This window comes from Streptococcus constellatus (assembly GCF_902167705.1).
Taxonomy (GTDB): domain Bacteria; phylum Bacillota; class Bacilli; order Lactobacillales; family Streptococcaceae; genus Streptococcus; species Streptococcus constellatus_A.
Genome location: NZ_CABHMZ010000026.1, coordinates 147862 through 171436, shown reverse-complemented (window position 1 = coordinate 171436; position 23575 = coordinate 147862). Strand labels below are relative to the sequence as shown.

The window sequence follows — 23575 nt, the reverse complement described above, 5'->3', positions numbered from 1 at the left end:
ATGGGAGTAGCTCATAGTTTTTCCTCGGGTTCTGTTTGTGTGGTTACTTACAGTTTACACCAATGAAACGCTATGAGATTTTTTGTTGAACTATATTTTACAATTTATCATATATAATAAAGTGGTTTCCTGGATGCTTATTTTGACCCAATCATAAATAAGTAAATGAGAATCATAAATAACAGGAGGTAATGGCTGAGCCTGTGAATGTCCCTCGAAAGACGTTCACAGGTTATCTGTCGTTGGAGAAAAATATAAGAAATAAATGAGAAAAAAGAGATAAGAAAGTAGCCCTCGATTTTGTCGGGGGGGGGGTACAGTAAGGGAGATATGAAATGCTAGGAATATCAAAACGAAAGTGTACGATGGATACCCCAGTATACATTAATGGGAATGAAAAGAAAAAGAAAACTGAATATCGAAATTCTTATATCGCATATCTAAATATTCAAAATGTGATTCCCATGTGCTGCTTACTTGTGTTTGGGGTATGGCTATGGACGGAATTACATATCTCAACAAATCTTAACATATTCTGGATTAATGCTCTTCTTGGTGTAGCAATAATCCTATCTAGTTTTAAATTACTCAAATTTGAAGGCAATCTCTACAATTGTGGGGACGATTGTAGATTAACAGATAGATTACAAAAAAATGGAAGGGGAAAGAAAAAAATCTATGTATAGAAAAGATTCTGAAGGATGGTTAAAACACGCAGACTTTATAGTCTTAGATATGATCTGTTTGCAATTAGCGTATGTTCTGGCATATGCAATTAGCGGATATGGGTTCAATCCATATGAAATTATTATTTATCGCAATATGGCAGTTTTCCTTGAACTGGCAGATCTGGTTATGATTTTTGCATATGGCACCATGAAAAGCGTGTTAAAGAGAGGATACTATCGTGATTTTGTAGTTACGTTAAATCATGCGATTATGGTAGGTACCTTAGCAATTTTATATTTATTCCTGCTTCAGCAGGGACAGGACTTTTCAAGATTAACATTGATGCTGACCATAATAGGTTATCTCATAATTACCTATATTGTCAGAAAACTTTGGAAAAAACTACTGCGAAAACAGATGAAGGATGGCGGAGAACGCAAACTACTGATTGTAACATCAGAAGATGTGGCTGAGCGAGTAGTGTTAAGTATGCAGGAAAATAATTATGCCAGATTCTCGTTAGCTGGTGTGGCTGTAATTGATGCAGACTGGACTGGAAGAGAAATTCATGGAGTTCCGGTGGTTGCCAACGAAGAGACTGCAGCAATGTATGTATGTCAGGAATGGATTGATGAAGTTCTGATTGTTGTTTCAGAAGTTCTTCCATACCCGTCAGAGTTAATTGAGCAGTTATCAGAGACAGGAGTAACCATTCATCTTAATCTTGCAAAGATTACAAGTGTGCCAGGGAAAAAACAGTTTGTGGAAAAGGTTGGTGATTACACAGTCCTTACGACAAGTATCAATTGTGCATCAACCAGACAGTTAATGTTAAAACGATTAATGGATATTGCGGGTGGCTTAGTTGGATGTATTTTTACCGGAATCATTTGTATTTTTGTCGGACCGGCAATTTATATTGCATCACCGGGACCAATTTTCTTTGCTCAGGAACGAGTTGGAAAGAATGGAAAGAAATTTAAAATGTACAAGTTCCGCAGTATGTATATGGATGCAGAAGAACGTAAAGCAGAGCTTATGAAAGATAACAAACTTGGAGATGGAAAGATGTTTAAACTGGACCTTGATCCTCGTGTTATCGGAAATAAGATACTTCCAGATGGGACACATAAGACAGGAATCGGTGATTTTATCAGACGAACAAGTTTAGATGAATTTCCGCAATTCTTTAACGTATTACGTGGCCATATGTCGATTATAGGTACTCGCCCACCCTTGATTTCAGAAACGAATTTGTATGAACTTCACCATCGTGCAAGACTGGCAATTAAGCCTGGAATCACTGGCATGTGGCAGGTAAGCGGACGAAGTGATATTACCGATTTTGAAGAAGTCGTTCGTCTTGATAAAGAGTATATCACAAATTGGAACATTGGGCTAGATATAAAAATATTGTTTAAAACAGTATTAGTTGTGTTTAAGAAAGATGGATCGATGTGAATCCTACAAGCAGCTTATTTTATGGAAAAAATAAGTTGCGAAAGGATAAATATAGATAAGTTATAAATATAAGGAGATTGCTATGCAGAAAGTAAATTTAGAGAATAAAACGGTTTTTATTACGGGTGTTGCTGGGTTTATAGGATCAAACTTAGCTGAGAGATTATTAAAAGAAGTAGAAGGAATAAAAATAGTTGGACTTGATAACATGAATGACTATTATGATGTTCGCTTAAAAGAATATAGATTAGAAAAACTATCATCTAGTAAAATGTTTTCTTTTATAAAGGGAAATTTGGCAGACAAAGAAGTAGTTAATTCGATTTTTGAAAAGTATAAACCACAAGTGGTTGTAAACTTAGGGGCACAGGCAGGTGTAAGATATTCTATTACAAATCCAGACGCATATATAGAAGGCAATTTAGTTGGATTTTATAACATATTAGAGGGCTGTAGGCATTATCCAGTAGAACATTTGGTATATGCATCAAGTTCATCTGTATATGGAAGTAACAAAAAAGTTCCATATAGTACAGAAGATAAAGTAGACAATCCTGTATCGTTATATGCTGCAACGAAAAAAAGTAATGAATTAATGGCTCACGCATATTCAAAGCTCTACAATATTCCATCAACTGGTTTACGTTTCTTTACTGTTTATGGACCGGCAGGGAGACCGGATATGGCATACTTTGGATTTACAAATAAATTGTTAAATGGCGAAACTATTAAAATTTTTAATTATGGAAACTGTAAAAGAGATTTTACTTATGTTGATGACATTGTTGAGGGTGTTGTTCGAGTAATGCAAGGTGCACCAGAGAAGAAAAACGGGGAGGATGGGTTGCCAATTCCTCCATATGCTGTTTACAACATTGGAAATAACCATCCAGAAAATTTACTAGATTTTGTAGAAATTCTTCAGGAAGAGCTTATAAGAGCGAAAGTCTTACCGGAAGATTATGATTTTGAAGCACATAAAGAACTTGTCCCTATGCAACCAGGAGATGTTCCTGTGACATATGCTGATACAGAAGCATTAGAAAGGGATTATGGTTTTAAACCATCAACAACTTTACGTGAAGGATTACGAAAATTTGCTGAGTGGTATAAAGAATTTTATATGTAAATTGAGATTTGATAGTTGAAAGAGAGGTAAATTAAAAATGAGAGAATTTAAAGATTTAAAAATTGCAGTTGCGGGAACAGGTTACGTTGGATTATCTATTGCTACTTTATTAAGCCAGCATCATCAGGTTACAGCAGTAGATATTATTCCAGAAAAGGTAGATTTAATTAATAATAAAAAATCTCCAATTCAGGATGACTACATTGAAAAATATTTAGCAGAAAAAGAATTAAATTTAACAGCAACATTAGATGCGAAAGAAGCATATAGTGATGCTGATTTCGTTGTTATTGCGGCTCCAACAAATTATGACAGTAAGAAGAACTTTTTTGATACTTCTGCAGTAGAGGCAGTTATCAAATTAGTTATTGAATATAATCCAGAAGCAATTATGGTTATCAAATCTACAATTCCAGTTGGATATACAACAAGCGTTAGAGAAAAGTTTCACTGTGATAACATTATCTTCAGTCCAGAATTTTTAAGAGAAAGTAAGGCGTTATATGATAACTTATATCCAAGCCGTATTATCGTTGGAACAGATATTGATAATGTACGTTTGGTAAAAGCTGCTCATACATTTGCAGAACTTCTTCAGGAAGGTGCTATTAAAGAAGATGTAGATACATTGTTTATGGGATTTACAGAAGCAGAAGCTGTCAAATTATTTGCGAATACATATCTTGCCCTTCGTGTTTCTTACTTCAATGAATTAGATACATATGCAGAAATGAAGGGATTAAATACACAGCAGATTATTAACGGCGTGTGCCTTGATCCACGTATTGGAACACATTATAATAATCCATCTTTTGGTTATGGTGGATACTGCTTACCAAAGGATACGAAGCAGTTACTTGCTAATTATGCAGATGTTCCAGAGAATCTTATTGAGGCAATTGTTGAATCTAACCGAACAAGAAAAGACTTTATTGCAGATCGTGTGTTGGAGATTGCTGGAACATATGAAGCGAATGACGACTGGGACGAAAGCAAAGAAAAAGATGTTGTAGTCGGTGTATATCGTCTTACTATGAAGAGCAATAGTGATAACTTCCGTCAGAGTTCTATTCAGGGGGTTATGAAAAGGGTTAAAGCGAAAGGTGCTACAGTTATTGTTTATGAACCTACTTTAAAAGATGGTGAAAAGTTCTTTGGAAGTAAAGTTGTTAATGATTTAGACGAGTTTAAAAAGCAGAGCCAGGCTATAATTGCTAACCGTTATGATGGATGTTTGGATGATGTAAAATCTAAAGTTTACACTAGAGATATTTTTCAGAGAGATTAAAGTAAGGTGAGAACTATGGGAAAAACACATGATAGAGTACCTAGATTATGTTTTGTTTCTTCATCTGGGGGACATTGGGAACAACTTCAAAAACTACAACCTTTAGCGAAAAAATACTCTGGCTTTTTTGTGACAGAAAAAACACAGTTCGAAGCACCGCTTGGAAAATATTTCATGCTTCAAACCGATTTGAAGGATAGATTGATGCCAATTAAAATGTTATGGAATGCTATATATACGTTGTTTATTTGGATAAAAGAGCGACCAGATTTTATTATTACGACAGGAACAATGGTAGCATATCCATTTTATCTTTTGGCAGTGTTGTTTCATAAAAAGTTTATATTTATTGAAACTTTTGGAAGAGCTAATATGCCGACTGTTGCGGGGAAAAAAATGGAAAAACATTCTGATTTATTTATTGTACAGTGGGAATCTCAAAAAAAATATTATAAAAAAGCAATATATGGAGGATGTTTATACTAATGATTTTTGTAACAGTTGGATCACGAAATTATCCATTTGACAGATTGTTTAAAAGATTGGATGCATTATATGAAGATGGAACTTTAACGGAATCAATGTTTGCACAAATAGGTACATCAACGTATAAGCCTAAAAATTATGACTTTAAAGAATTTGTTTCTCCAGAGGAATTCGTTGAATTAATCGAAAAAGCGGATATAGTTGTAACACATGGAGCATCGGGGTCGATTATGAAAGCTCTTAATGCAGGGAAAAAGGTTATAGCAGTCACTAGATTGGAAAAGTATGGAGAACATATTAATGACCATCAAATTCAAAATAATGAAGCATTTAGTAGTAATAAATATGTGTTGATGGCTGACTTGGAATTAGATGATTTAGGGGAGTGCTTCAAGAAAATTTACAATGGTACAGCAGATATTGTTCCATGGGAAAATAAAGACCCTTTGGCAATCGTAAAGATGATTGATAAGTTTATCCAAGAGAATTGGTGAGGTAATAATGTCAAGTAATAAAATATTAAAAAAAATTAAATATGCTATGCGTATTGTTCCTGATAAAGCTTATATCCAAATGTATTATTTTGCTCATTTTAAAAGATTTTGCAATTTGAGAAATCCAGAAACCTATAATGAAAAACTGAACTGGTTAAAATTGCACGATAGAAATGAAGAATATACAAAGCTTGTAGATAAATATGAAGTTAAAGAGTATATTGCATCTATTATAGGTGAGGATTATATTATACCTACTTTGGGTGTGTGGAATCATTTTGATGATATTGATTTTGAAAAATTACCAAATCAATTTGTTCTTAAATGCACACATGATTCAGAAGGTTTGGTAATTGTAAAAGATAAAAGTAAATTAGATAAAGTTGCTGCTAAAGAAAAAATCGAGGCAGCATTAAAACAAAACTTTTATTATATAGGGAGAGAATGGCCTTATAAAAATGTTAAACCAAGGATTATCGCAGAAAAGTATATGGAAGATCATGTAGATGGAGAATTAAGAGATTATAAGTTTTTCTGTTTTGATGGTCAACCTAAAGCGATGTTTATTGCCTCAGATAGAGCGTCAGACCATGTTAAATTTGATTATTTTGATCTTGAGTTTAATCATTTGGATATAAAACAAAAATATCCTCATGCTCAGAATACGTTGCGTAAACCTGAAACATTTGACAAAATGATTGAGTTTTCTAAGATTTTATCAAAAGGGTTTCCACATGTTAGGGTGGATTTTTATGAAGTTGATGGAAGATTATATTTTGGTGAATTAACATTTTATCATTTTAGTGGGTTTATGCCATTTGAACCAAGTAAATGGGACAAAACTTTTGGGGATTGGATACATCTTCCAAAAAAATAATGAAATATTATAGGAAGGAAAAGCTATGGGGTTATATAAAAAAATAGAAACAGTCTTATTAAAACTTTTAACATGGTGCTGGCAATGCTTTATTTTTATTCATGAGATGAAAAATATATGGTCTAAACGTAAATTATTCAAAAACGTAAAGTTGACACAAGAACAAAAAAATGAAATAGATTTATTTTATAAAAAGAATTATGGTAAAAAAATTCCATATTGGTGGCATCGTTTATATCAGAGCTATACAGGAAAATTTGATGCTAAATATATACCAGAATATATATATTAAGTAAAGATAGAGCCTAAAGTTAACAACAGAATAAAAGTATTACCGTTTGAAGATAAAAATCTTCTGGGGGGTACCAAATTTAATGTGAGAATCCCATATACATTTGTAAAATGTGTAAATGGTCATTTTTTTGATGAAAATAGAAATATTATTTCTTATGATCAGGCTGTTGAGAAAGTTATTAAACTTAAAGAAAATAATACAAGTGTAGTTATAAAGCAGACAATAGATACAAGCAGTGGCAGAGGGGTACAAGTTCTAAATTTGAATAAAAACTCAAAAGATTTATTGGATGAGTTGAATTTAGTGTTTAAAAAGATGGGGAGAAATTTTGTTGTTCAGGAACGAATTCATCCTCATGAACATTTTAAAAAATTATATCCCGAAGCAATTAATACGTTACGAGTTGTATCTTATATGTTAAAAGATGATATTAAAACGGCTCCTATTTCAATGAGAATAGGAAGGGGAGGGGCTTTGGTTGATAATGCTCATGCAGGAGGTGTTTTTATTGGTGTAAGAGATGATGGAAAATTGTTAGATACTGCATATACAGAATATCAAGATAGATATTATGAGCATCCGGATACGCATGTTGTCTTTAAAAACTATCAGCTACCTATGATTGATAAGGTTCGCCAAGCCGCAATCGAGTTACACAAAAATTTGCCTAACATGACTTTTATTAGTTGGGATTTTACAATAGATGAAAATAACAATATTGTCTTAATTGAAAGAAATCTCCATTCTCAAACTGTGTGGTTTCCGCAAATGGCACATGGAAAAAGTTTTTTTGGAAAGGATACAGAGGAGGTTTTGAAAAGTATAAAATATTTGTAATTTATGATGAGGTGAAATGCAATGAAAATATTATTTGTTATAACAGGAATGCAATCAGGTGGGGCTGAACGTGTTATGGCAACATTATGTAATGAACTTTCTGAACGGCATGAAGTTAGACTTCTTTCGTTGAAAGATAATGTGTCAGACTATGTTTTATCACCAAGAGTTGAATTTGTTTCAGGAGGGGTGAAAAATCAAAATATTTTGGCTTCGATAAAAGTAATACAAAGCCATATTGATAAATGGAAACCAGATGTTGCAATATCTTTTATGACAAAAACCAACATTGTAGCTCTTTTAGCGAAGAAGATGGCAAAATACAAAGTACCGATGATTATTGCTGAGAGGGCAAATCCATATCATACAAAAAAGATTTTTAAAATTATGCGTAAGCTTACATACCATATGGCAGATGGATGTGTTTTTCAGACTGAACAGGCCAAGGAATATTATAAAAATATATTAAAATGTAAAAGTGAAGTTTTGAGAAATCCGCTTAATCCAGATTTCTCTATTAAACCATATCAAGGACTTCGGACAAAACGTATTGTATCAGTAGGTAGATTATCAGAAGAAAAGAATCAGAAACTGTTGATAAATGCTTTTTCAAAAATAGCGTCAAAGTATATTGACTATAAAGTTGAAATTTATGGAGATGGTCCGTTAAGAAATGAATTACAAGAGTTAATTAATGAAAAAAATATGGAATCTCAAATTAAATTGATGGGAAGAAAAGATTCCATTCAGAAATATATTCAAGATGCAGAAATATTTGTTTTACCATCAAACTCTGAAGGGATGCCTAATGCATTATTGGAGGCTATGGCTTTAGGATTATCATGCATTGCAACAGATTGTCCAATAGGAGGATCGGCCTTTATTATTAATGATGGTGAAAATGGTTTATTAGTTCCTATGGATGATGTAGATAAAATGGTGGAAGCTATAGATAAGTTAATAAATAATAAAGAGTTTGCATCAAAATTGGGATTAAGAGCAGAAGATGTAACTAAAGATTTTAACGCTAAAAAAGTTATTGCTGAATGGGAAAAATATATTTCTAGTGTTGTGCAATAAATATGAGGAGACTAAAATGGGAAAAATTAAACAAATTATGAAAGATCCAGTATATTATTCAATTCTGGCATTAGGACATATCCTTCCAGATACAGTAAATGCAGATGCATTATATCTAAAGTTATTATATAAAAACAGAATGAAAAAAAAATTAGATTTAACTAATCCTAAAACATACAATGAAAAATTACAGTGGTTAAAGCTATATAACCGAAAACCAGAATATACAGTAATGGTTGATAAGTATGCTGTAAAAGGATATGTAGAAAAAATAATAGGAAAGGAATATATTATTCCTACATTAGGGGTTTGGGAACATTTTGATGATATTGATTTTGATAAATTACCAGATCAGTTTGTTTTGAAATGTACACATGATAGTGGCGGTTTGGTAATATGCAAGGATAAAGAGTCACTGGACAAAGAGAAAGCAAAAAAGCAAATAGAACATTGCTTGAAAAGGCGTTATTTTTTAAATACTAGAGAATGGCCATATAAAGATGTGAAACCGCAAATTATTGCAGAAAAATATATGGTAGATGAGTCTGGTTACGAATTGAAAGATTACAAGTTTTTTACATTTGATGGGAAAGTGAAGGCTATGTTTATAGCAACGGATCGGGGATCCGAATCAGAAACTTGTTTTGATTTTTATGATTGTAATTTCGAGCATTTGCCATTTAAAAATGGTCATCCAAATGCAAAAAAGAAAATTATAAAACCTGAAAATTTTGATAAAATGATAGAACTTGCCGAAAAACTAGGAAAAGATATACCACATGCGAGAATTGATTTTTATAATATAAACGGAAAAATCTATTTTGGAGAAATTACATTTTTTCATTGGAGTGGATTGAAACCGTTTGAACCGGAAGAATGGGATTATAAATTTGGAAGTTGGATTCAATTACCGGAGGGGAAATAATGGGAATATTAAATAGCACTAGAAAAATCATGACGAGAATGATTGAAAAAAGTTATAGTATAGGTCAGTTTCATGGAGAAAAGAAAAAGATTTCTGATTCTAGGAGACAAAATCTTATCAAAAAAGTTTCTCTCACTGAATTTGAAAAGAAAAAAATAGATGATTTATTTGTTAAGAACTATGGAAAAAAGATAAAATATGATTGGCATAAATTATATCAATCATTTACAAAAAAATTTGATGAAAAATATTTTCCGGAATATCTTTTTTCAAGTAAATTAGAACCCAAAATGAATGATGCGGAGTATAGGTATGTATTGGATGACAAATTGTTGTTACCATTATTCTGTGAGGGAATTGCAAATGTTAGAACACCAAAAACTTTTTTAACAATTTACAATAATATATGGTTTGATGAAAATAAAAATTTAATCAGTAAACAACAAGTACAAAATTATCGGGGGGGATGCTGATACAGAAGTAATTATAAAACCGGTTCAAGATACTAGTTCAGGTATAGGTGTTGAAAAAGTATGTGGTATTAGAAATATAAAAGATAGAATATTAAATGAAAAAGGAATAGTTGTTGTTCAAGAATGCATAAAACAACATGAGAAATTAAGTACTTTATATCCTAATGCAGTAAATACATTTAGAGTTATTACATATTTGTGGAATGGAAAAGTTAATCATGTGCCTCTTGCACTTAGAATAGGACAAGGAGGAGGATATATGGATAATGCTCACGCAGGAGGGATGTTTATTGGAGTTAGTGATACAGGGCAACTTAATTCCGTTGCCTTTACAGAGTTTGGAGATAGGTATGAAAAACATCCCGATACACAGATTGAATTTAAAAATTATGTAATAGATTTTGTACCTGAAATCATAAAAACTACAGAAAAATTACATTTAAGTACCCCTCAATTGGGAATTATATCTTGGGATATAACGGTTGATGAGTGTAAAATGATTGTATTGATAGAAGCTAATACACGAGGACAAAGTATTTGGTTTCCACAAATGGCTAATGGAAAAGGTGCATTTGGAGAAAATACAAAAGAAATTTTACAGTTTATATCTCCAAAATGATTAAAACTTGGGAGACAAAAAATGAAAAATAAAAAAATTATGTTTGTGACAGGATCATTATCAGATGGTGGAGCTGAAAAGGTAATGTCAATATTGGCTTCAGGATGTGCAGAAATTGGGGCAGATGTTACACTCATAGTATTAAGAGATAAAAAAATCATATATTCAGTATCTGACAAAGTGAAGATTGTTCAATTTAAGGACAATGGAAAATTTGCGACATTTACAAGAATAGTGAAGTTACATAAGGTATTAAAGAGAACAAATGTAGAAGTAGTAATTCCATTTTTACCGATAATATCATTATATACGTTGCTTGCTAATATTGGAGTTGGGAAAAAAATAATTATGTCTGAAAGAGCCGATCCATATGCGAAACTGAGTAAGTTACCATGGAAAGATAAGATTGGAAGTTTTTTGATGAGAAGATGTGGATTGTATGGATTAGCAGATTGGATGGTATTTCAAACGATAGATGCACAATCATATTACAATAAGAAAATTCAAAATAAAAGTTCAATAATTTCTAATCCACTAGATACAGTTAATATGCCTAATCCTTGGAATGGTGAAAGAGAGAAAAAAATTGTTGCAGCTGGTCGCTTTTCTGAAGAAAAGAATTTTCCAATGCTTTTAAAAGCTTTTGTAAGATTTAGCAAAATTCATCCAGAGTATAAACTAATTATTTATGGTGAGGGGAAATTAAGAAAAGAGTATGAAAACTTAATTACAAAACTCAATATAAATAAAATAGTAGAACTTCCAGGATTTTCAGCTAATTTAATAGAAGAAATTCGTAAGGCAAGTATGTATATATCTACTTCAAATCATGAAGGGATTTCTAACTCTATGCTTGAAGCATTAGGTATGGGAATTCCGACTATTGTTACAAACTGTCCAATAGGTGGTTCGAAAATGTTTGTAAGATCAGATGATAATGGGATACTTATTCCAATGAATGATGAAGAAGCTTTATTTAAGGCAATGTGTAAGATTTGTGAAGATACACAGTATGCAGAGCATATTTCTACAAATGCAATAAAAATAAGAAATCAGATATCGACGAAATCTGTATGTAATAGTTGGATGGAGATTATAAATAATTTATAAAAATAAATTAAGAAGGATGAAGAAACAATGATTAGAATTAGTAATAAAAAGAGTTTATTTTCTCTATCAGTTTTATTTCTTATAATTGGATTTTGTTCATTGAGAAAAATCACACCATTGATGTATGCTGCACAATTATTATTTCTTTTGTGTTGTGCTAACAGAATTTCAACAAAAGGAATGAAAATATGTTTTAACGGTTATGTTAAAATGTCTGCGTTATTTGCAGTATTTGCCATGCTATCTTTAATATGGTCATCAAGTGTACAAGATGGAGTAAAAGCACTAAAACCTTTACTCCAATTAACAGTAATAAGTATTCTGTTGAATGATTATTTAGATAATGGATATAAAATAGAAGATGTATGGAAAGCTTTTAGAGTTTCTAGTGTTATATTAGTAGTTTTTCTTTTTTTAATGACACCAGCATCTGTTTGGAAAGCAGCCATGCAAGTTTCAACTAATGCCAGTTCCGCAGCCGATAGAATAGGACCATCTATTGGCTTTCAAGCAAATTGGATGGGGTTAATATGTGCTTTTTCAATTATTTTATGGATATATTATTTGACAGAAGAAAAAGCTAATAAAAAAATTAGTATGATAATGATTTTTATATTGGCTGTTATTGTTATTTTTACAAAGTCTAGGAAAGCTTTTATAGTATTAGTTTGTGGACCAATGATATATTGGTTATTGTACAAACCAAGAAAGAAATCTATTTTGATTATTGTACCTATGCTATTATTGTTAGTATTTGGAGCTATATGGGCAGTTTTTAATATTCCTTTTTTATATAAAATGGTTGGATTTAGATTGATTGGTCTATTTGGTATATTCGATAGTTCAATTGTTGCAGATGCAAGCGTGACTACTAGAGCCGATATGGTACAGATTGGATTAGAATTATTTCGTAAACATCCTATTATCGGAGTGGGATTCGGAAATTTTTCATATCATTATTTTTATAATTATTCTGGTTGGGCAGAAACTTATGCACACAACAATTATGTAGAAATACTTGCTGATACGGGAATAATAGGATTTGTATTGCATTATGCGGTATTGTTTTCTATGATAATTGATTTAATGAGAAATTGGAATAAATATGTATCATATGATCGAAAAATAACAGCATTTTTAGTCACTTTCATAGGCATAAGATTGATTATGGATTATGGAATGGTAGATTATGATGATGAGTTTATTCAGATTTTAACGGTAAATTGTTATTGTGCATTGCAGTGGATGAAAAAAAATTGTATAGAAAGAAGCAGAGAATGTTCGCAGATTTGTAAAAAAGGAAGTTATTATGGATAATAAAACAGTGAATCAAAAAATGGCATCTTCTGTAAAATGGTCAGGTTTAGCAGAAATTTTTGCAAAATTAATACAACCGATATCGAATATGTTTTTAGCTAGATTATTATCTCCAGAAGCTTTTGGAATGGTGGCTACAATAAATATTATTATTAGTTTTGCAGATATGTTTACGGATGCTGGTTTTCAAAAATATGTAATTCAGCATGAGTTTAAGAATGAAAAAGAATTAGAAAAAGGACTGAATGTTGCATTTTGGTCAAACTTTGTGTTATCTGTTGTTTTATGGGGATTAATATTTATTTTTAGAAATCCATTAGCAAAATTAGTTGGTAATCCTGGTTTGGGAAATGTACTTTCAATTGCTTGTGTAATTTTACCGGTAACGTCTTTTTCATCTCTTCAAAGTGGATATTTAAAAAGAAAATTTAATTTTAAGGTTATTTTTAAAGCCAGAATTTCAACAGTATTAGTACCTGTTTTTGTGACAGTACCCTTAGCTTTTATTATGAGAAACTATTGGGCATTAATCATTGGAACAGTAGTAGTTAATATTGTAAATGCTATGGTATTAACATTTTCCTCTGAATGGAAACCCCAATTCTATTTTTCGTTTAATTTGTTGAAAGAAATGCTTTCTTTTAGTTTTTGGACGTTGATAGAGCAATTTTTTATCTGGTTAACAGCATATATTGGAACATTTATAGTAGGACAATATTTAACGGCTTATTATGTTGGTATATATAAAACATCTATGACAACAGTAAACCAGATCATGAACTTAATAACCAGTTCAACTTTACCAGTTCTTTTTGCAGGTTTGTCAAGATTGCAAAACAACAGAGAAGAATTTGTAAATATGTTTTATAAATTTCAAAAAATAATTGCACTGTTTGTTTTACCAATGAGTGTTGGAATTTTTCTTTATAGAAAACTAGTTACATATATTTTGTTAGGAAATCAATGGAATGAGGCAATAGACTTTATTGGATTATGGGCATTGATGAGTGGATTGACTATTGTATTTGGATATTATAGTAGTGAAGTGTACAGAGCGTTAGGAAAACCTAAGCTGTCTGTATTGTCACAGGGACTTCATCTTATAGTTTTGATTCCCTTATTAATATATAGTGCTCAAAAAGGATATGCCACTTTATATGTTGCAAGATCATTGGTAAGATTTCAAGCTATTTTTGTTGATTTACTAATTTTGTGGATAGCTGCAAAAATTTCCCCAATAAAGATGATTAAAAATATGTATCGTTATATAATCGCAACATTAGGAATGGCAGTAGTGTCAATTCTCTTTCAAAAAGTAAGTGAAAATATTATATGGAGTTTTTTTAGTATTATTTGTTGTGTATTTTTATATTTTGCATTTTTGTGTATATTTAAAGAGGAAAGAGAATTGTTGTTTAATACAGTAAGAAATATTGTTAGGAGAAAGGTAAAATGAAGTTTTTTAATAAATTAAAAAGATATTATATAGATCATATTCGTCCGAGCCATGAAAAAAAAGTAAATTATTTAAGAGACAAGGGTGCTGTGATTGGAGAAGGAACAAGGTTAAATTGCACAACGACTGCTTTTGGATCGGAGCCATATTTAATTAAAGTTGGACAAAATTGTTTGTTTGCTGCTAATATAAATTTAATTACACATGATGGTGCTATTAAAGTTTTAAATTCTCTTAATAGATTTGAAGGGAAAATGATGGATAAAATTGGTTCAATCACAATTGGAGATAATGTTTATATTGGCATGGGAGCATATATCATGCCGAATACTATAATTGGAAATGATTGTATAATTGGGGCAGGGGCAATTGTGAAAGGAAATATTCCTGAAAAATCAGTCGTGGTTGGAATTCCTGGAAGAGTAGTGTGTTCTATAGATGATTATTATGAAAGATGTAAGGACAAATTGGAATGGTTGGATGGTATGTCAGTCGAAGAAAAGAAAAAATATTTGATTCAAAAGTATAGGGGATAATAGAATGGAAGAATCTAAAAATAGCGATATAAAATTGAAAACTATAGATTTTTTTAAAGTTTGCATGATGAATAGTGTTGTTTTATATCATTGTAGCTGCATATGGCAAGATGGATGGTCTCCTGTACATTTTGAATGTAGCAGTATGTTTTATGTATTTATTAGTATACTTGGAAAATTTTTAAATTCATTTCATGTATATGGTTTTGTATTTGCATCAGGATATATTTTTTATTATTTAAGGTATGAGAGGGGAAGATATAGGCAAAAATATAGAGATATAGTTAGAAGAGCAAAACAGCTATTGGTTCCATATATTATAGTTATGATTTGCTGGTGCATTCCCTTTTATTATTTTGAATTTGGATTAACCCAAAATGAATTCTTGAAAAAATTTATTTTGGGGATTTCGCCAGCACAATTATGGTTTCTATTAATGCTGTTTGAGATATTTATTACATTCTATTTTTTATCTGATTTAATGATGGTTGGAAAAGAAAAAAATATATTAATATTATTATATATTTTAAGTGTAGTGGCAAGATATCTTATTTCATATAGTGCTGTATTCAATATATTACAGATAGGAAACACAATGAAATTTATGTTTTTCTTTTTTATTGGAATGTGTTGGAGAAAAGAAAATTGGAAATTTTTAAATAAATCTAAAATAAGTTTGTGTTTGCTTGGAAGCTTTTTGGCTAACATAATATTTTATTTTTGTCCTAATTTAAATAATATTGAAAAATGTTTATCTCCATTAATAAGTTTTTTAGGAGTAAGTGCTTTTTTTAGTATAGGATATTATATATGTATGAAGCACAATTATGAAACCAAATCATATTTAAAAATTAAAAAATATAGTATGTCAATTTATTTACTTCATCAGCAAATAATTTATTTAATTGTAAATATTATTGATGGATTAAGAATACCATCATTGGCGGTATTGTGTGTAGTATTTATGTTAGTTCTGCTAACAAGTACGTTATTATCGGAAATAATAGCACATTTTAAAATCGGAGAGACGATTGTGGGAATAAAGTGAAAGGTGATTTTGTATGTTAAATAAAATAAAAAAAGTAATAAATCAACCAGATTTAGTGATTGGTCGAATGAATATGCATGGTTGGTTTAATTGGATGAATGATAAAAGTTACCTAAAATTTATGTTCAAAGTTAAGTTGGGATATAAATTAGATTTAGAAAATCCACAGACATTTAATGAAAAAATGCAGTGGTTAAAATTAAATAATATTCATCCAGAATATTCAAAGTTAGTAGATAAATATGAGGTTAGGGAGTATATAAAAAATAAACTAGGAGAAGAATACTTGATTCCTCTTATAGGGGTATGGGAGTCTCCAGAAGAAATCGATTTTTCTAAACTTCCGATGCAATTTGTATTAAAATGCACACATAATTCGGGAGGAGTTATTGTTTGTAAAGATAAAACGAAATTTGATGAAAAAGCAGCAATAAAAAAATTGAAACGTTTATTGAAAAAAGATTATTATATGCTAGGTAGAGAGTATCCTTATAAAAATGTTAAACCGAGGATTGTGTGTGAAAAATATATGGATGATGGATCGGGAGGATTACCAGCTGATTATAAAATTATATGCTTTAATGGTACACCACAAAACATAATGGTATGTAATAATAGAAGAAGTGGTCATGCGGATTATTACTTTTTTGATCGAGATTGGAAATTCTTGCCATATAACAAGGTGGATATTAACCGATCTAAGGATTTTACGTTACCTAAACCAAAATGTATTGACGAAATGTGGAATATAGCGGAAAAATTAGCAGATCCATATATAATATCCAGAATTGATTTATACGAAATTAATGGAAAAGTATATTTTGGAGAAATAACATTTTTTCCTTCAAGTGGTATGGATACAGATATTACAAAAGAAATTGATATATTATGGGGAAAGAGTGTTAATATTACAGCTCGATAGATGTTGCTAATAATAAATATATTTGATTTATTATATTGTGATATAATTAAGTTTTATATTCTTATACATTTATTTGTATAAGAGGTGTATTGTTTAGTAAATTGGATATATCGAAAAGGTAGTTATTATAGTGAGATAATAAGAGTCTTAGAAAAAACATACTGTGTATGAAAAAGTATTAATATTAGTGAAGCGTTTAGGTGGGAGATGAAAATATGAATATTACATTAGTAATCATGGCTGCCGGTATCGGTTCCCGATTCGGCGGCGGAATCAAACAACTTGCTCCGGTTGGCTTAAATGGAGAAATCATCATGGATTATTCTATCCATGACGCAATCGAAGCAGGCTTCAACAAAATTGTTTTTATTATCCGTAAAGATATTAAGGACGCATTTAAAGAAGCAATCGGTGACCGTATCGAAAAGATTTGCAACAATCTTGATGTAAAGATTGCTTATGCATACCAGGAATTAAATGAACTTCCAGAAGGGGTGGAGCTTCCTGCCGAGCGTACCAAGCCTTGGGGAACAGGACAGGCTGTTCTTGCTTGTAAAGAAGTTCTGCATGAGCCATTTGCAGTTATCAATGCAGATGACTACTATGGAAAAGAAGCATTTGTTAAGCTTCATAATTTCCTTGTAGGTTATACACCAGAAAAAGCCAATCAGTTCTGCATGGCAGGCTTTATTTTAAAGAATACTTTAAGTGAAAATGGTGCCGTTACCAGAGGTATTTGCGAGACAAATGAGGAAGGCTATCTCACAGCAGTTCATGAAACTTCCAATATTGTTAAGACTCCAGAGGGTGCGGCAGTAGACAACGATGGACAGCTCACTTCAATTAATGCGGAATCCTACGCATCCATGAATATGTGGGGACTTACACCGGAGTTTATGCAGACTTTAGAGGATGGATTTAAAGAGTTCTTTGCTAACATGGGAGACAAAGATATTCTGAAAGCAGAATATTTACTGCCAATCTACATAGATGAACTTCTTCAGGCAGGTAAAGTTTCTGTAAAAGTGTTAGATACGAATGACAAATGGTTCGGAGTAACCTATAAAGAGGATAAAGACTATGTAGTGAAATCATTTGCCAAGCTGATAGAAGATGGTGTATATCAGAAGAATTTATTTGAAGATTTGAAATAAATAATAAAGGAGAACGATGGGAAGTAAGATAATCGAAATATTTAATAAAATAGCATATAATGTATTGTCAGCACTTTATCAGCCATTCTGGGCTGCCGTTCTCCTTGCGTTTCTAGCAATGTTCCTGTATTTGTATGCAAAAGAACATGAATGGAAGAAGAACGATTTTGTTAGAAATATGTTTGCAACATGGTGGAGAGCATTTAAAAGTTCTTCAAATTTTCGCCGGACATTCTTATTAGCTTTTTATACAGCAATGATATTACTCCGAACAGTTCTAAATCGTGAGATATGGTTTGATCCGCTTGGAAAGCTTTTTGGAGGATGGGGATTATATGAAGAGGGAAAGTTTACAACAGAATCTATAGAGAATTTTATGTTATTTGTTCCATTTTCTATTTTACTATTGTGGGCATTTCAAAAAGAATTACTTGATGAATCTGAGAATATTAGATTTGGAAAAACCGTTTGGGAAGCTACAAAAGTTGTAGCAGTATTTTCTTTTCTGATAGAATTTACTCAGCTATTATTCCATCTTGGAACATTTCAAATATTAGATCTGACCTATAATACACTTGGTGGAGCAGTTGGCGGTGTCATCTATTATTTGGGATATTCCAGAAAGCGAAAGAAATAAAATAAGAAACAGAGGACAGCTATCGGAGCATTAGGAGGTAGCAGTGAATCCTCTGTTTTAGGTGCAAGACGATTGGATTCACATGAAAATAGGAGTTAAAAAATGGCAGGAAGACCAAAAAAGAAACCAGAATATAATCCAGAACTTCAATTTAATAATTTTCTTCAAGAGTTAAGAGATGCCTATGAAGAGGCAGATTCATTAAGATCACTGGCAGATGAGTTAAATATGAGTTTGCTTAAACTCCGTAAGCTACTTATTACTGCTGATGTGTTCACATCAGATATATGTACAGAAATTAATGATCTGCATCAGTCAGGAAAAAAGATTCCGGAGATTATGAAACTCACAGGTCTTTCCAGAGCATCGGTTCATTCCTATTTGCCCTACACTAAGGGGCTTTATAATGCAGCAGAGATAAGTTTAAATGCGGAGAGATGCAGGACATATAAGATTCGACAAGAGCAGGTTCGGCTTCTAAAGGAAATACCATCAGTGGAAAATCTGTGGCAGGCTGTTATTGCATTTCAGGAGTATCCATTTAAAACAGCAACAGGATTACCATTTCGGTATAAATTAAAGGTTGGTAAAAACGGAGAGTATAACAGAGAGTTGCTGATAGACCGAAGAGAGAAAAGTAAGAGTCTTGCCTGGAGTAGTGTGGTGCTGGCATTTGAAAATAGTAAGAGGATTTCAGAAGAAGTGAAGAAACCGAAGGCACTTGGAGATATTAGAGGAGTTTCATATATTTATCCGATACTATGGCGATTTGCTTTGATCAGAGTTCCGGAAGCAATAGAGAAGAAAATGGGAAAGCAGAGATAAATCCCTGCTTTATTGCTCATAAGCGATTGGATTAACATGAATATATTAAAGAGTTTCTCGTAAAATAGAAAATGCATCAATGATTCCTTGCTTATAGGCAATCCGTATATATTCTATAGATGAAATGTTTTCAGCAGTGATAGCAGCATCAACAGTGTCCCATTGTTGAGGAGTTAGATTAAGATCCCGTATTTTTTCATTGGCTTTATTGCATTTTTTCTGAGCTTTTTGATATTTTACATCGTGCTTTATTGCAATAGGTAATGTAGTTTCCATACGAAAAGCTGCAAGCTGATCTAGAAAATTTTCCTGGTTGGCTTTTAATGAGTGAAGAGTATTCTTGCTGTCATGAAGTAGATATTCGGTGAGTATCTTATAAAGATTATTTCGTAGTTTTTGTTCTTTGTTGCTCATAAGATAAAATCCTCCTTTGAGTTTATGTGAAATGAATCAACGCCATACCGTTAATCTATCATTAAATTGCGAGAATGTCAACGGCATACCGTTAATAAAAAAGGGAGAAATCCTTTATACTGAATATATATTGTGATTTAAGGAGAATTTACATGACGTATTCAGATGCCATAATAAAGAGATTGACTGATTTGTGTGTTGAGAGAGGGATAACGACAAATAAACTTGCTACATTGTCAGGGATTACGCAATCAACGCTTAATAGTATGATGAGGGGAGAAACAAAGAATCCAAAGCTGAAGACTTTGCGTAAGATTGCCATGGGCTTAAACATGACAGTTTCTGAGTTACTGGATTTTCCGGAAATGAATGAAATGGAGTTTGAAGATGAGTGAAAGTGAGTAGAAAAACTTATAGAGAGAATGATTCTTATTAATCATTCTCTCTATAAGCAAGAAAATCAGTCGTTTAATAAATGATATAATTTGCCATCTTCATCAGGGGCAATGGTATATGAACTAGGATTGGACGAGTAGCGTAACAATTTGGAAATTGCTTCATACGTTTTTTTAGAGTCAAGTGGAGACGAGGATGCCAAAGTTTTTATAGAAATTAAGTAGGAATCTAAATCATGCCATTCAGAATGAGAATAGGATTTTTCTTTAATGGCAGATTGAATTTTATTTTTAAAAGCCTCGTCAACTGTTTCTGTTTTTAAAAAAGCGGCTAAATCTTTTGCAGAAATAGATATGTATTCACCATGAAGGCGGAGCTGATTTTTTACAATGTTTTCTTGTTTAGAATTCAATTTTTGGGTGCTTAAGCAAGCAAAATGAATAGTGGGATGTCGATGCCCCTTTCCGGAGGCTAAAGTGACAGCACATCCAAGTGAACATGCTAAGGTTTTTTTGTACAAATCGCTGTGATTAAAGATGAGAGACCAAACATCTCCGGTATCACAGGAAACTAAATGCATAAAAATAGAAACATTATGATAAATTATCATGTTTCCCTCATATTTTTTATAATCAGGAAGTGTATCGGGATCACTATGTTGTTTGGTATTGATCTGTAAACGGACAATACATTCGTTCGTATGGTAAAAATCCCCTAGTTCTAATTCAGCATATAATAATTCATCTGTATAATTGCTTTCGGTAGAAAGAAAATAAATATACATTTTAGATTCGGTCAAATAACCTTTAAAAGCAGGATTGGATACATCATATATCAAATTCGTATTATCTGAAGAAAGTGAATTATTGATAGAGCGAAAAATAGCAAATAAACTTAAGTCAAGTCCATCACAAATTTTTAAAAGGTTAGACAGTGTGGCAGAAGAGGGCTTGTTTAAAATATTGGATATTGAACTTTGTGAAATACCTTTTGCCTTTGGATCTTTTTCTTTGATCTTCTTGGTACATATCTTGGCAAGTTCCTCCTGCGATAAATTCTGTCGTTTTATTTCTGATTTTATCTTATCAATTATTGCGTTCAAAATTTCCCTATTAGTCATATAAGGCTTCCTCCTCCCAACCACTATGTTGATTATAAGTAAACAGTATGTAATAGGGTGATTCTGTGGAAATATCAGAAAAAGAACGCCAACACTTAAAGGCTATAGGAGAGAAGCTGCGAAAGAAAAGGAAAGAATTAGGATTGACACAAACAGCTTTATATATTCAAACTGGTGTTCCTATGAAAAGAATTGGAGAAATTGAAGGCGGTTTACATAATCCTTCGCATGCTATGATCTACCGGTTAGCAACATCGCTTGGAATGACTATGGAAGAATTAACTTCCGAAGATTCCTGTCCATCAAAATGTCCAAAAGAGGAAGAAAAAGAGTTAATAGATATGCTAGATAAGCTATCAATAGAAGAACAAAAGAAAATTATAACGTATTTAGAACTTAGAATAGAGTTAAAAGGGAAATCTTAGTATTTACATGAAAAATGTAGTTACTAAGATTTTTTTAGTAATGAAACGTAATGGGAAAGAGATACAAGCGGAGAATTTATAAAATAAGACGAATTCGTCTCATTAATAAATGAAAATAAGACGTTTTATAGGGCTAAATAAAATTTATTTTTTAGTAGAATTAACTTATCAAATGAAGGAGGAAAAAACTCATGACTCAGGAAGAATTGGAGTTTCGCCGTAGCTGTCCATACGATGCGTTTGGCGATTATTCAGACATACTCAAAGAAATCCGTCAGAAGGAAAATGAGAATAAGACGGACACGGTATCCATAGTAAGCAGAAATAAATAATGTTGGTGAAATCTTAGCACAGTGATTGTGCAAGAAGATTTTCCATACAAGAAGGCAGCAGGCTGGAGCTTCGGTTCCGCTAATAAAAAAAAATTAGCGGAACCGGGGTCTATTTAGCTTAGCTGCCTTTCTTTTTGTCACCGGTTCCTGCGGGAAAGGTGGCAATTATGCTGACATTAAGAACACTGAAAGAACTGATCGACACACCAAAGAGAGGAGAGAAACTTCCTACACCGAAGCAGCTTCGTACAGGGGAATCACCGGTAGTTGCTCATAAAACAACAGGAGCAGGAGTGAATGAGGTACATATTATCGTTTATCAGTCCGGATATGCGGTTTATGGTATCGGAAACAGAGTAACGGTATTCCCAGTAAATCTGGAGTTAGGTTATGGCTATTCTTCTGTAATAGAGGAAAAACACAAAGAAGAAGAAAAATATAACAGCTGGAATCCAGAGACAGGACTTCGTGAAAAAAATATTTTTGTGAGATAGAAGAGAGCTTTTTTGAGGAAGAAGAATGGTATCTTCGCTTGATGCTGATTGGTGAGGATCGTTTAGCACACAATATTTCTAGTCGTGATCGAGGACGATGCATTTCATATAGCGGTATTTCTGAGGATTTTGCAGGTATGGAAGATAAACTTGCAGATGTAGAAGAACGTGTGAATCGTCAGCAGATTGCAGAAGAGATGATGAGTGTACTTAGTGATAAGCAGAAAAAAGTAGTTCAGGAATTTTACTGGAATCAGAAAACACATAAACAGATTGCAAAGGAAAATGGAGTAAAGAGAAATGCCGTAACAGAAATATTGAAATATGCTCTTAATAAAATAGAGAAGAATTATGATGAAGATGGCAAAAAAAGATAAGTAAAATGAGAAGGGGAAGCTGCATGTGTAAAGCAGTTTCCCTGTAAGTTTTTTTCAATTCTAAATAGCATTTATATTCTAAAAATTTTTTTGAAATTTTTCTGACCTTTTGCCCTCTGCCGCCTGTGATTAGTGGAAAGAGGGCAAAGTCATTCAAGACAACACTTCAAATGATTTAATCCCTATCCACCGTACCTTGATAATTGAATAAAAGGTCAGAAGAGGATGAAAGCTCAGCTACGCATTTTGCGGCCAGTGGAAGTTCTCTTCTGATCGGGAATGCTCAATCCTTATTTTTGTTATGCCCGGTTCGCCGGGCGATGACAGTAGACCATGCGTCGGAGTCTCGCTTTTATGCAGGTTCCGGCGTATGACTGTG

Annotated in this window: 28 protein-coding genes; 26 read left to right on the top strand and 2 right to left on the bottom strand. The window is 32.2% G+C overall.

The genetic code is table 11. The annotated features are described in order from the left end of the window. The first annotated feature begins 678 nt into the window (after positions 1 to 678). From FQ204_RS08135 to FQ204_RS08035, 21 genes are all read left to right on the top strand, one after another. Entirely contained in the window at positions 679 to 2130 is a 1452-nt protein-coding gene (locus FQ204_RS08135) for a sugar transferase (protein WP_144210506.1), read from the top strand. An 82-nt stretch (positions 2131 to 2212) separates the two neighbouring features. After that, positions 2213 to 3259, top strand: coding sequence for a GDP-mannose 4,6-dehydratase (locus tag FQ204_RS08130; RefSeq protein ID WP_144210504.1), 1047 nt, complete (start codon positions 2213 to 2215; stop codon positions 3257 to 3259). A gap of 37 nt (positions 3260 to 3296) precedes the next feature. Beyond that, positions 3297 to 4547: a nucleotide sugar dehydrogenase gene (locus tag FQ204_RS08125; protein WP_117983567.1), complete on the top strand. Its 1251-nt coding sequence runs from the start codon at positions 3297 to 3299 to the stop codon at positions 4545 to 4547. A gap of 15 nt (positions 4548 to 4562) precedes the next feature. Continuing rightward, on the top strand, positions 4563 to 5033 hold the full coding sequence (gene pssD / locus FQ204_RS08120) for a PssD/Cps14F family polysaccharide biosynthesis glycosyltransferase (protein WP_117983568.1): 471 nt from the start codon (positions 4563 to 4565) through the stop codon (positions 5031 to 5033). After that, the gene (locus FQ204_RS08115; protein ID WP_117983569.1) at positions 5033 to 5527 is read left to right on the top strand and encodes a glycosyltransferase; all 495 of its coding nucleotides are present in this window, start codon (positions 5033 to 5035) and stop codon (positions 5525 to 5527) included. Before pssD ends, FQ204_RS08115 begins: the two co-directional genes overlap by 1 nt. A gap of 7 nt (positions 5528 to 5534) precedes the next feature. Further along, on the top strand, positions 5535 to 6404 hold the full coding sequence (locus FQ204_RS08110) for an ATP-grasp fold amidoligase family protein (protein ID WP_144210502.1): 870 nt from the start codon (positions 5535 to 5537) through the stop codon (positions 6402 to 6404). Positions 6405 to 6429: 25 nt separating this feature from the next. Continuing rightward, entirely contained in the window at positions 6430 to 6696 is a 267-nt protein-coding gene (locus FQ204_RS08105) for a hypothetical protein (protein WP_144210500.1), read from the top strand. Positions 6697 to 6702: 6 nt separating this feature from the next. Beyond that, positions 6703 to 7536 (top strand): sugar-transfer associated ATP-grasp domain-containing protein, encoded by an 834-nt coding sequence (locus FQ204_RS08100; protein WP_144210498.1) that lies wholly within the window; start codon positions 6703 to 6705, stop codon positions 7534 to 7536. Positions 7537 to 7557: 21 nt separating this feature from the next. Then, positions 7558 to 8616: a glycosyltransferase gene (locus tag FQ204_RS08095; RefSeq protein ID WP_144210497.1), complete on the top strand. Its 1059-nt coding sequence runs from the start codon at positions 7558 to 7560 to the stop codon at positions 8614 to 8616. A gap of 16 nt (positions 8617 to 8632) precedes the next feature. Further along, entirely contained in the window at positions 8633 to 9541 is a 909-nt protein-coding gene (locus FQ204_RS08090; protein ID WP_144210495.1) for an ATP-grasp fold amidoligase family protein, read from the top strand. Continuing rightward, the gene (locus FQ204_RS08085; RefSeq protein ID WP_144210493.1) at positions 9541 to 10014 is read left to right on the top strand and encodes a hypothetical protein; all 474 of its coding nucleotides are present in this window, start codon (positions 9541 to 9543) and stop codon (positions 10012 to 10014) included. The genes FQ204_RS08090 and FQ204_RS08085 overlap by 1 nt, the downstream gene beginning before the upstream one ends. Then, complete coding sequence (locus tag FQ204_RS08080) at positions 9995 to 10633, top strand: sugar-transfer associated ATP-grasp domain-containing protein (protein WP_144210491.1); 639 nt, start codon at positions 9995 to 9997, stop codon at positions 10631 to 10633. Before FQ204_RS08085 ends, FQ204_RS08080 begins: the two co-directional genes overlap by 20 nt. Positions 10634 to 10654: 21 nt before the next feature. Continuing rightward, positions 10655 to 11743, top strand: coding sequence for a glycosyltransferase (locus FQ204_RS08075; RefSeq protein ID WP_117983875.1), 1089 nt, complete (start codon positions 10655 to 10657; stop codon positions 11741 to 11743). A gap of 27 nt (positions 11744 to 11770) precedes the next feature. Then, positions 11771 to 13060 (top strand): O-antigen ligase family protein, encoded by a 1290-nt coding sequence (locus FQ204_RS08070; protein ID WP_144210489.1) that lies wholly within the window; start codon positions 11771 to 11773, stop codon positions 13058 to 13060. Next, the gene (locus FQ204_RS08065; protein WP_222103242.1) at positions 13053 to 14516 is read left to right on the top strand and encodes a lipopolysaccharide biosynthesis protein; all 1464 of its coding nucleotides are present in this window, start codon (positions 13053 to 13055) and stop codon (positions 14514 to 14516) included. The genes FQ204_RS08070 and FQ204_RS08065 overlap by 8 nt, the downstream gene beginning before the upstream one ends. Continuing rightward, entirely contained in the window at positions 14513 to 15052 is a 540-nt protein-coding gene (locus tag FQ204_RS08060) for an acyltransferase (protein ID WP_117983937.1), read from the top strand. The genes FQ204_RS08065 and FQ204_RS08060 overlap by 4 nt, the downstream gene beginning before the upstream one ends. 4 nt (positions 15053 to 15056) lie before the next feature. Next, positions 15057 to 16100, top strand: coding sequence for an acyltransferase family protein (locus FQ204_RS08055; RefSeq protein ID WP_144210487.1), 1044 nt, complete (start codon positions 15057 to 15059; stop codon positions 16098 to 16100). 13 nt (positions 16101 to 16113) lie between these two features. Then, positions 16114 to 17022, top strand: a complete 909-nt coding sequence (locus FQ204_RS08050; protein WP_144210485.1) for an ATP-grasp fold amidoligase family protein — start codon at positions 16114 to 16116, stop codon at positions 17020 to 17022. Between the two features lie 215 nt (positions 17023 to 17237). Next, positions 17238 to 18176 carry an NDP-sugar synthase gene (locus FQ204_RS08045; protein ID WP_117983669.1) on the top strand — a complete coding sequence of 313 codons (939 nt, stop codon included), beginning with the start codon at positions 17238 to 17240 and terminating at the stop codon, positions 18174 to 18176. A 16-nt stretch (positions 18177 to 18192) separates the two neighbouring features. Further along, positions 18193 to 18813 (top strand): VanZ family protein, encoded by a 621-nt coding sequence (locus FQ204_RS08040; RefSeq protein ID WP_144210483.1) that lies wholly within the window; start codon positions 18193 to 18195, stop codon positions 18811 to 18813. A gap of 102 nt (positions 18814 to 18915) precedes the next feature. Then, positions 18916 to 19638, top strand: a complete 723-nt coding sequence (locus FQ204_RS08035) for a hypothetical protein (protein ID WP_144210481.1) — start codon at positions 18916 to 18918, stop codon at positions 19636 to 19638. Between the two features lie 45 nt (positions 19639 to 19683). Here FQ204_RS08035 and FQ204_RS08030 read toward each other — a convergent pair whose 3' ends face one another. Continuing rightward, positions 19684 to 20052: a hypothetical protein gene (locus FQ204_RS08030; protein ID WP_144210479.1), complete on the bottom strand. Its 369-nt coding sequence runs from the start codon at positions 20050 to 20052 to the stop codon at positions 19684 to 19686. Positions 20053 to 20204: 152 nt separating this feature from the next. Between FQ204_RS08030 and FQ204_RS08025 the strand changes: the two genes are divergently transcribed. After that, positions 20205 to 20447, top strand: a complete 243-nt coding sequence (locus FQ204_RS08025; protein WP_144210477.1) for a helix-turn-helix domain-containing protein — start codon at positions 20205 to 20207, stop codon at positions 20445 to 20447. Positions 20448 to 20512: 65 nt separating this feature from the next. On the opposite strand, the gene FQ204_RS08020 is transcribed toward FQ204_RS08025, so the two are convergent. After that, a complete protein-coding gene (locus tag FQ204_RS08020) occupies positions 20513 to 21568 on the bottom strand; it encodes a helix-turn-helix domain-containing protein (protein WP_144210475.1) in 1056 nt (351 codons plus the stop codon). A 65-nt stretch (positions 21569 to 21633) separates the two neighbouring features. Here FQ204_RS08020 and FQ204_RS08015 point away from each other — a divergent pair, with 65 nt between their 5' ends. The 4 genes from FQ204_RS08015 to FQ204_RS08005 all read left to right on the top strand — a co-directional run bounded on the left by FQ204_RS08015 (position 21634) and on the right by FQ204_RS08005 (position 23196). Next, positions 21634 to 21993, top strand: a complete 360-nt coding sequence (locus FQ204_RS08015) for a helix-turn-helix domain-containing protein (RefSeq protein ID WP_144210473.1) — start codon at positions 21634 to 21636, stop codon at positions 21991 to 21993. A 191-nt stretch (positions 21994 to 22184) separates the two neighbouring features. Continuing rightward, on the top strand, positions 22185 to 22325 hold the full coding sequence (locus FQ204_RS10535) for a hypothetical protein (protein WP_186286709.1): 141 nt from the start codon (positions 22185 to 22187) through the stop codon (positions 22323 to 22325). A gap of 167 nt (positions 22326 to 22492) precedes the next feature. Beyond that, positions 22493 to 22819, top strand: coding sequence for a hypothetical protein (locus FQ204_RS08010; RefSeq protein WP_144210471.1), 327 nt, complete (start codon positions 22493 to 22495; stop codon positions 22817 to 22819). 137 nt (positions 22820 to 22956) lie between these two features. Beyond that, positions 22957 to 23196, top strand: coding sequence for a sigma-70 family RNA polymerase sigma factor (locus FQ204_RS08005; protein WP_186289953.1), 240 nt, complete (start codon positions 22957 to 22959; stop codon positions 23194 to 23196). The last annotated feature ends 379 nt before the right edge of the window (positions 23197 to 23575 follow it).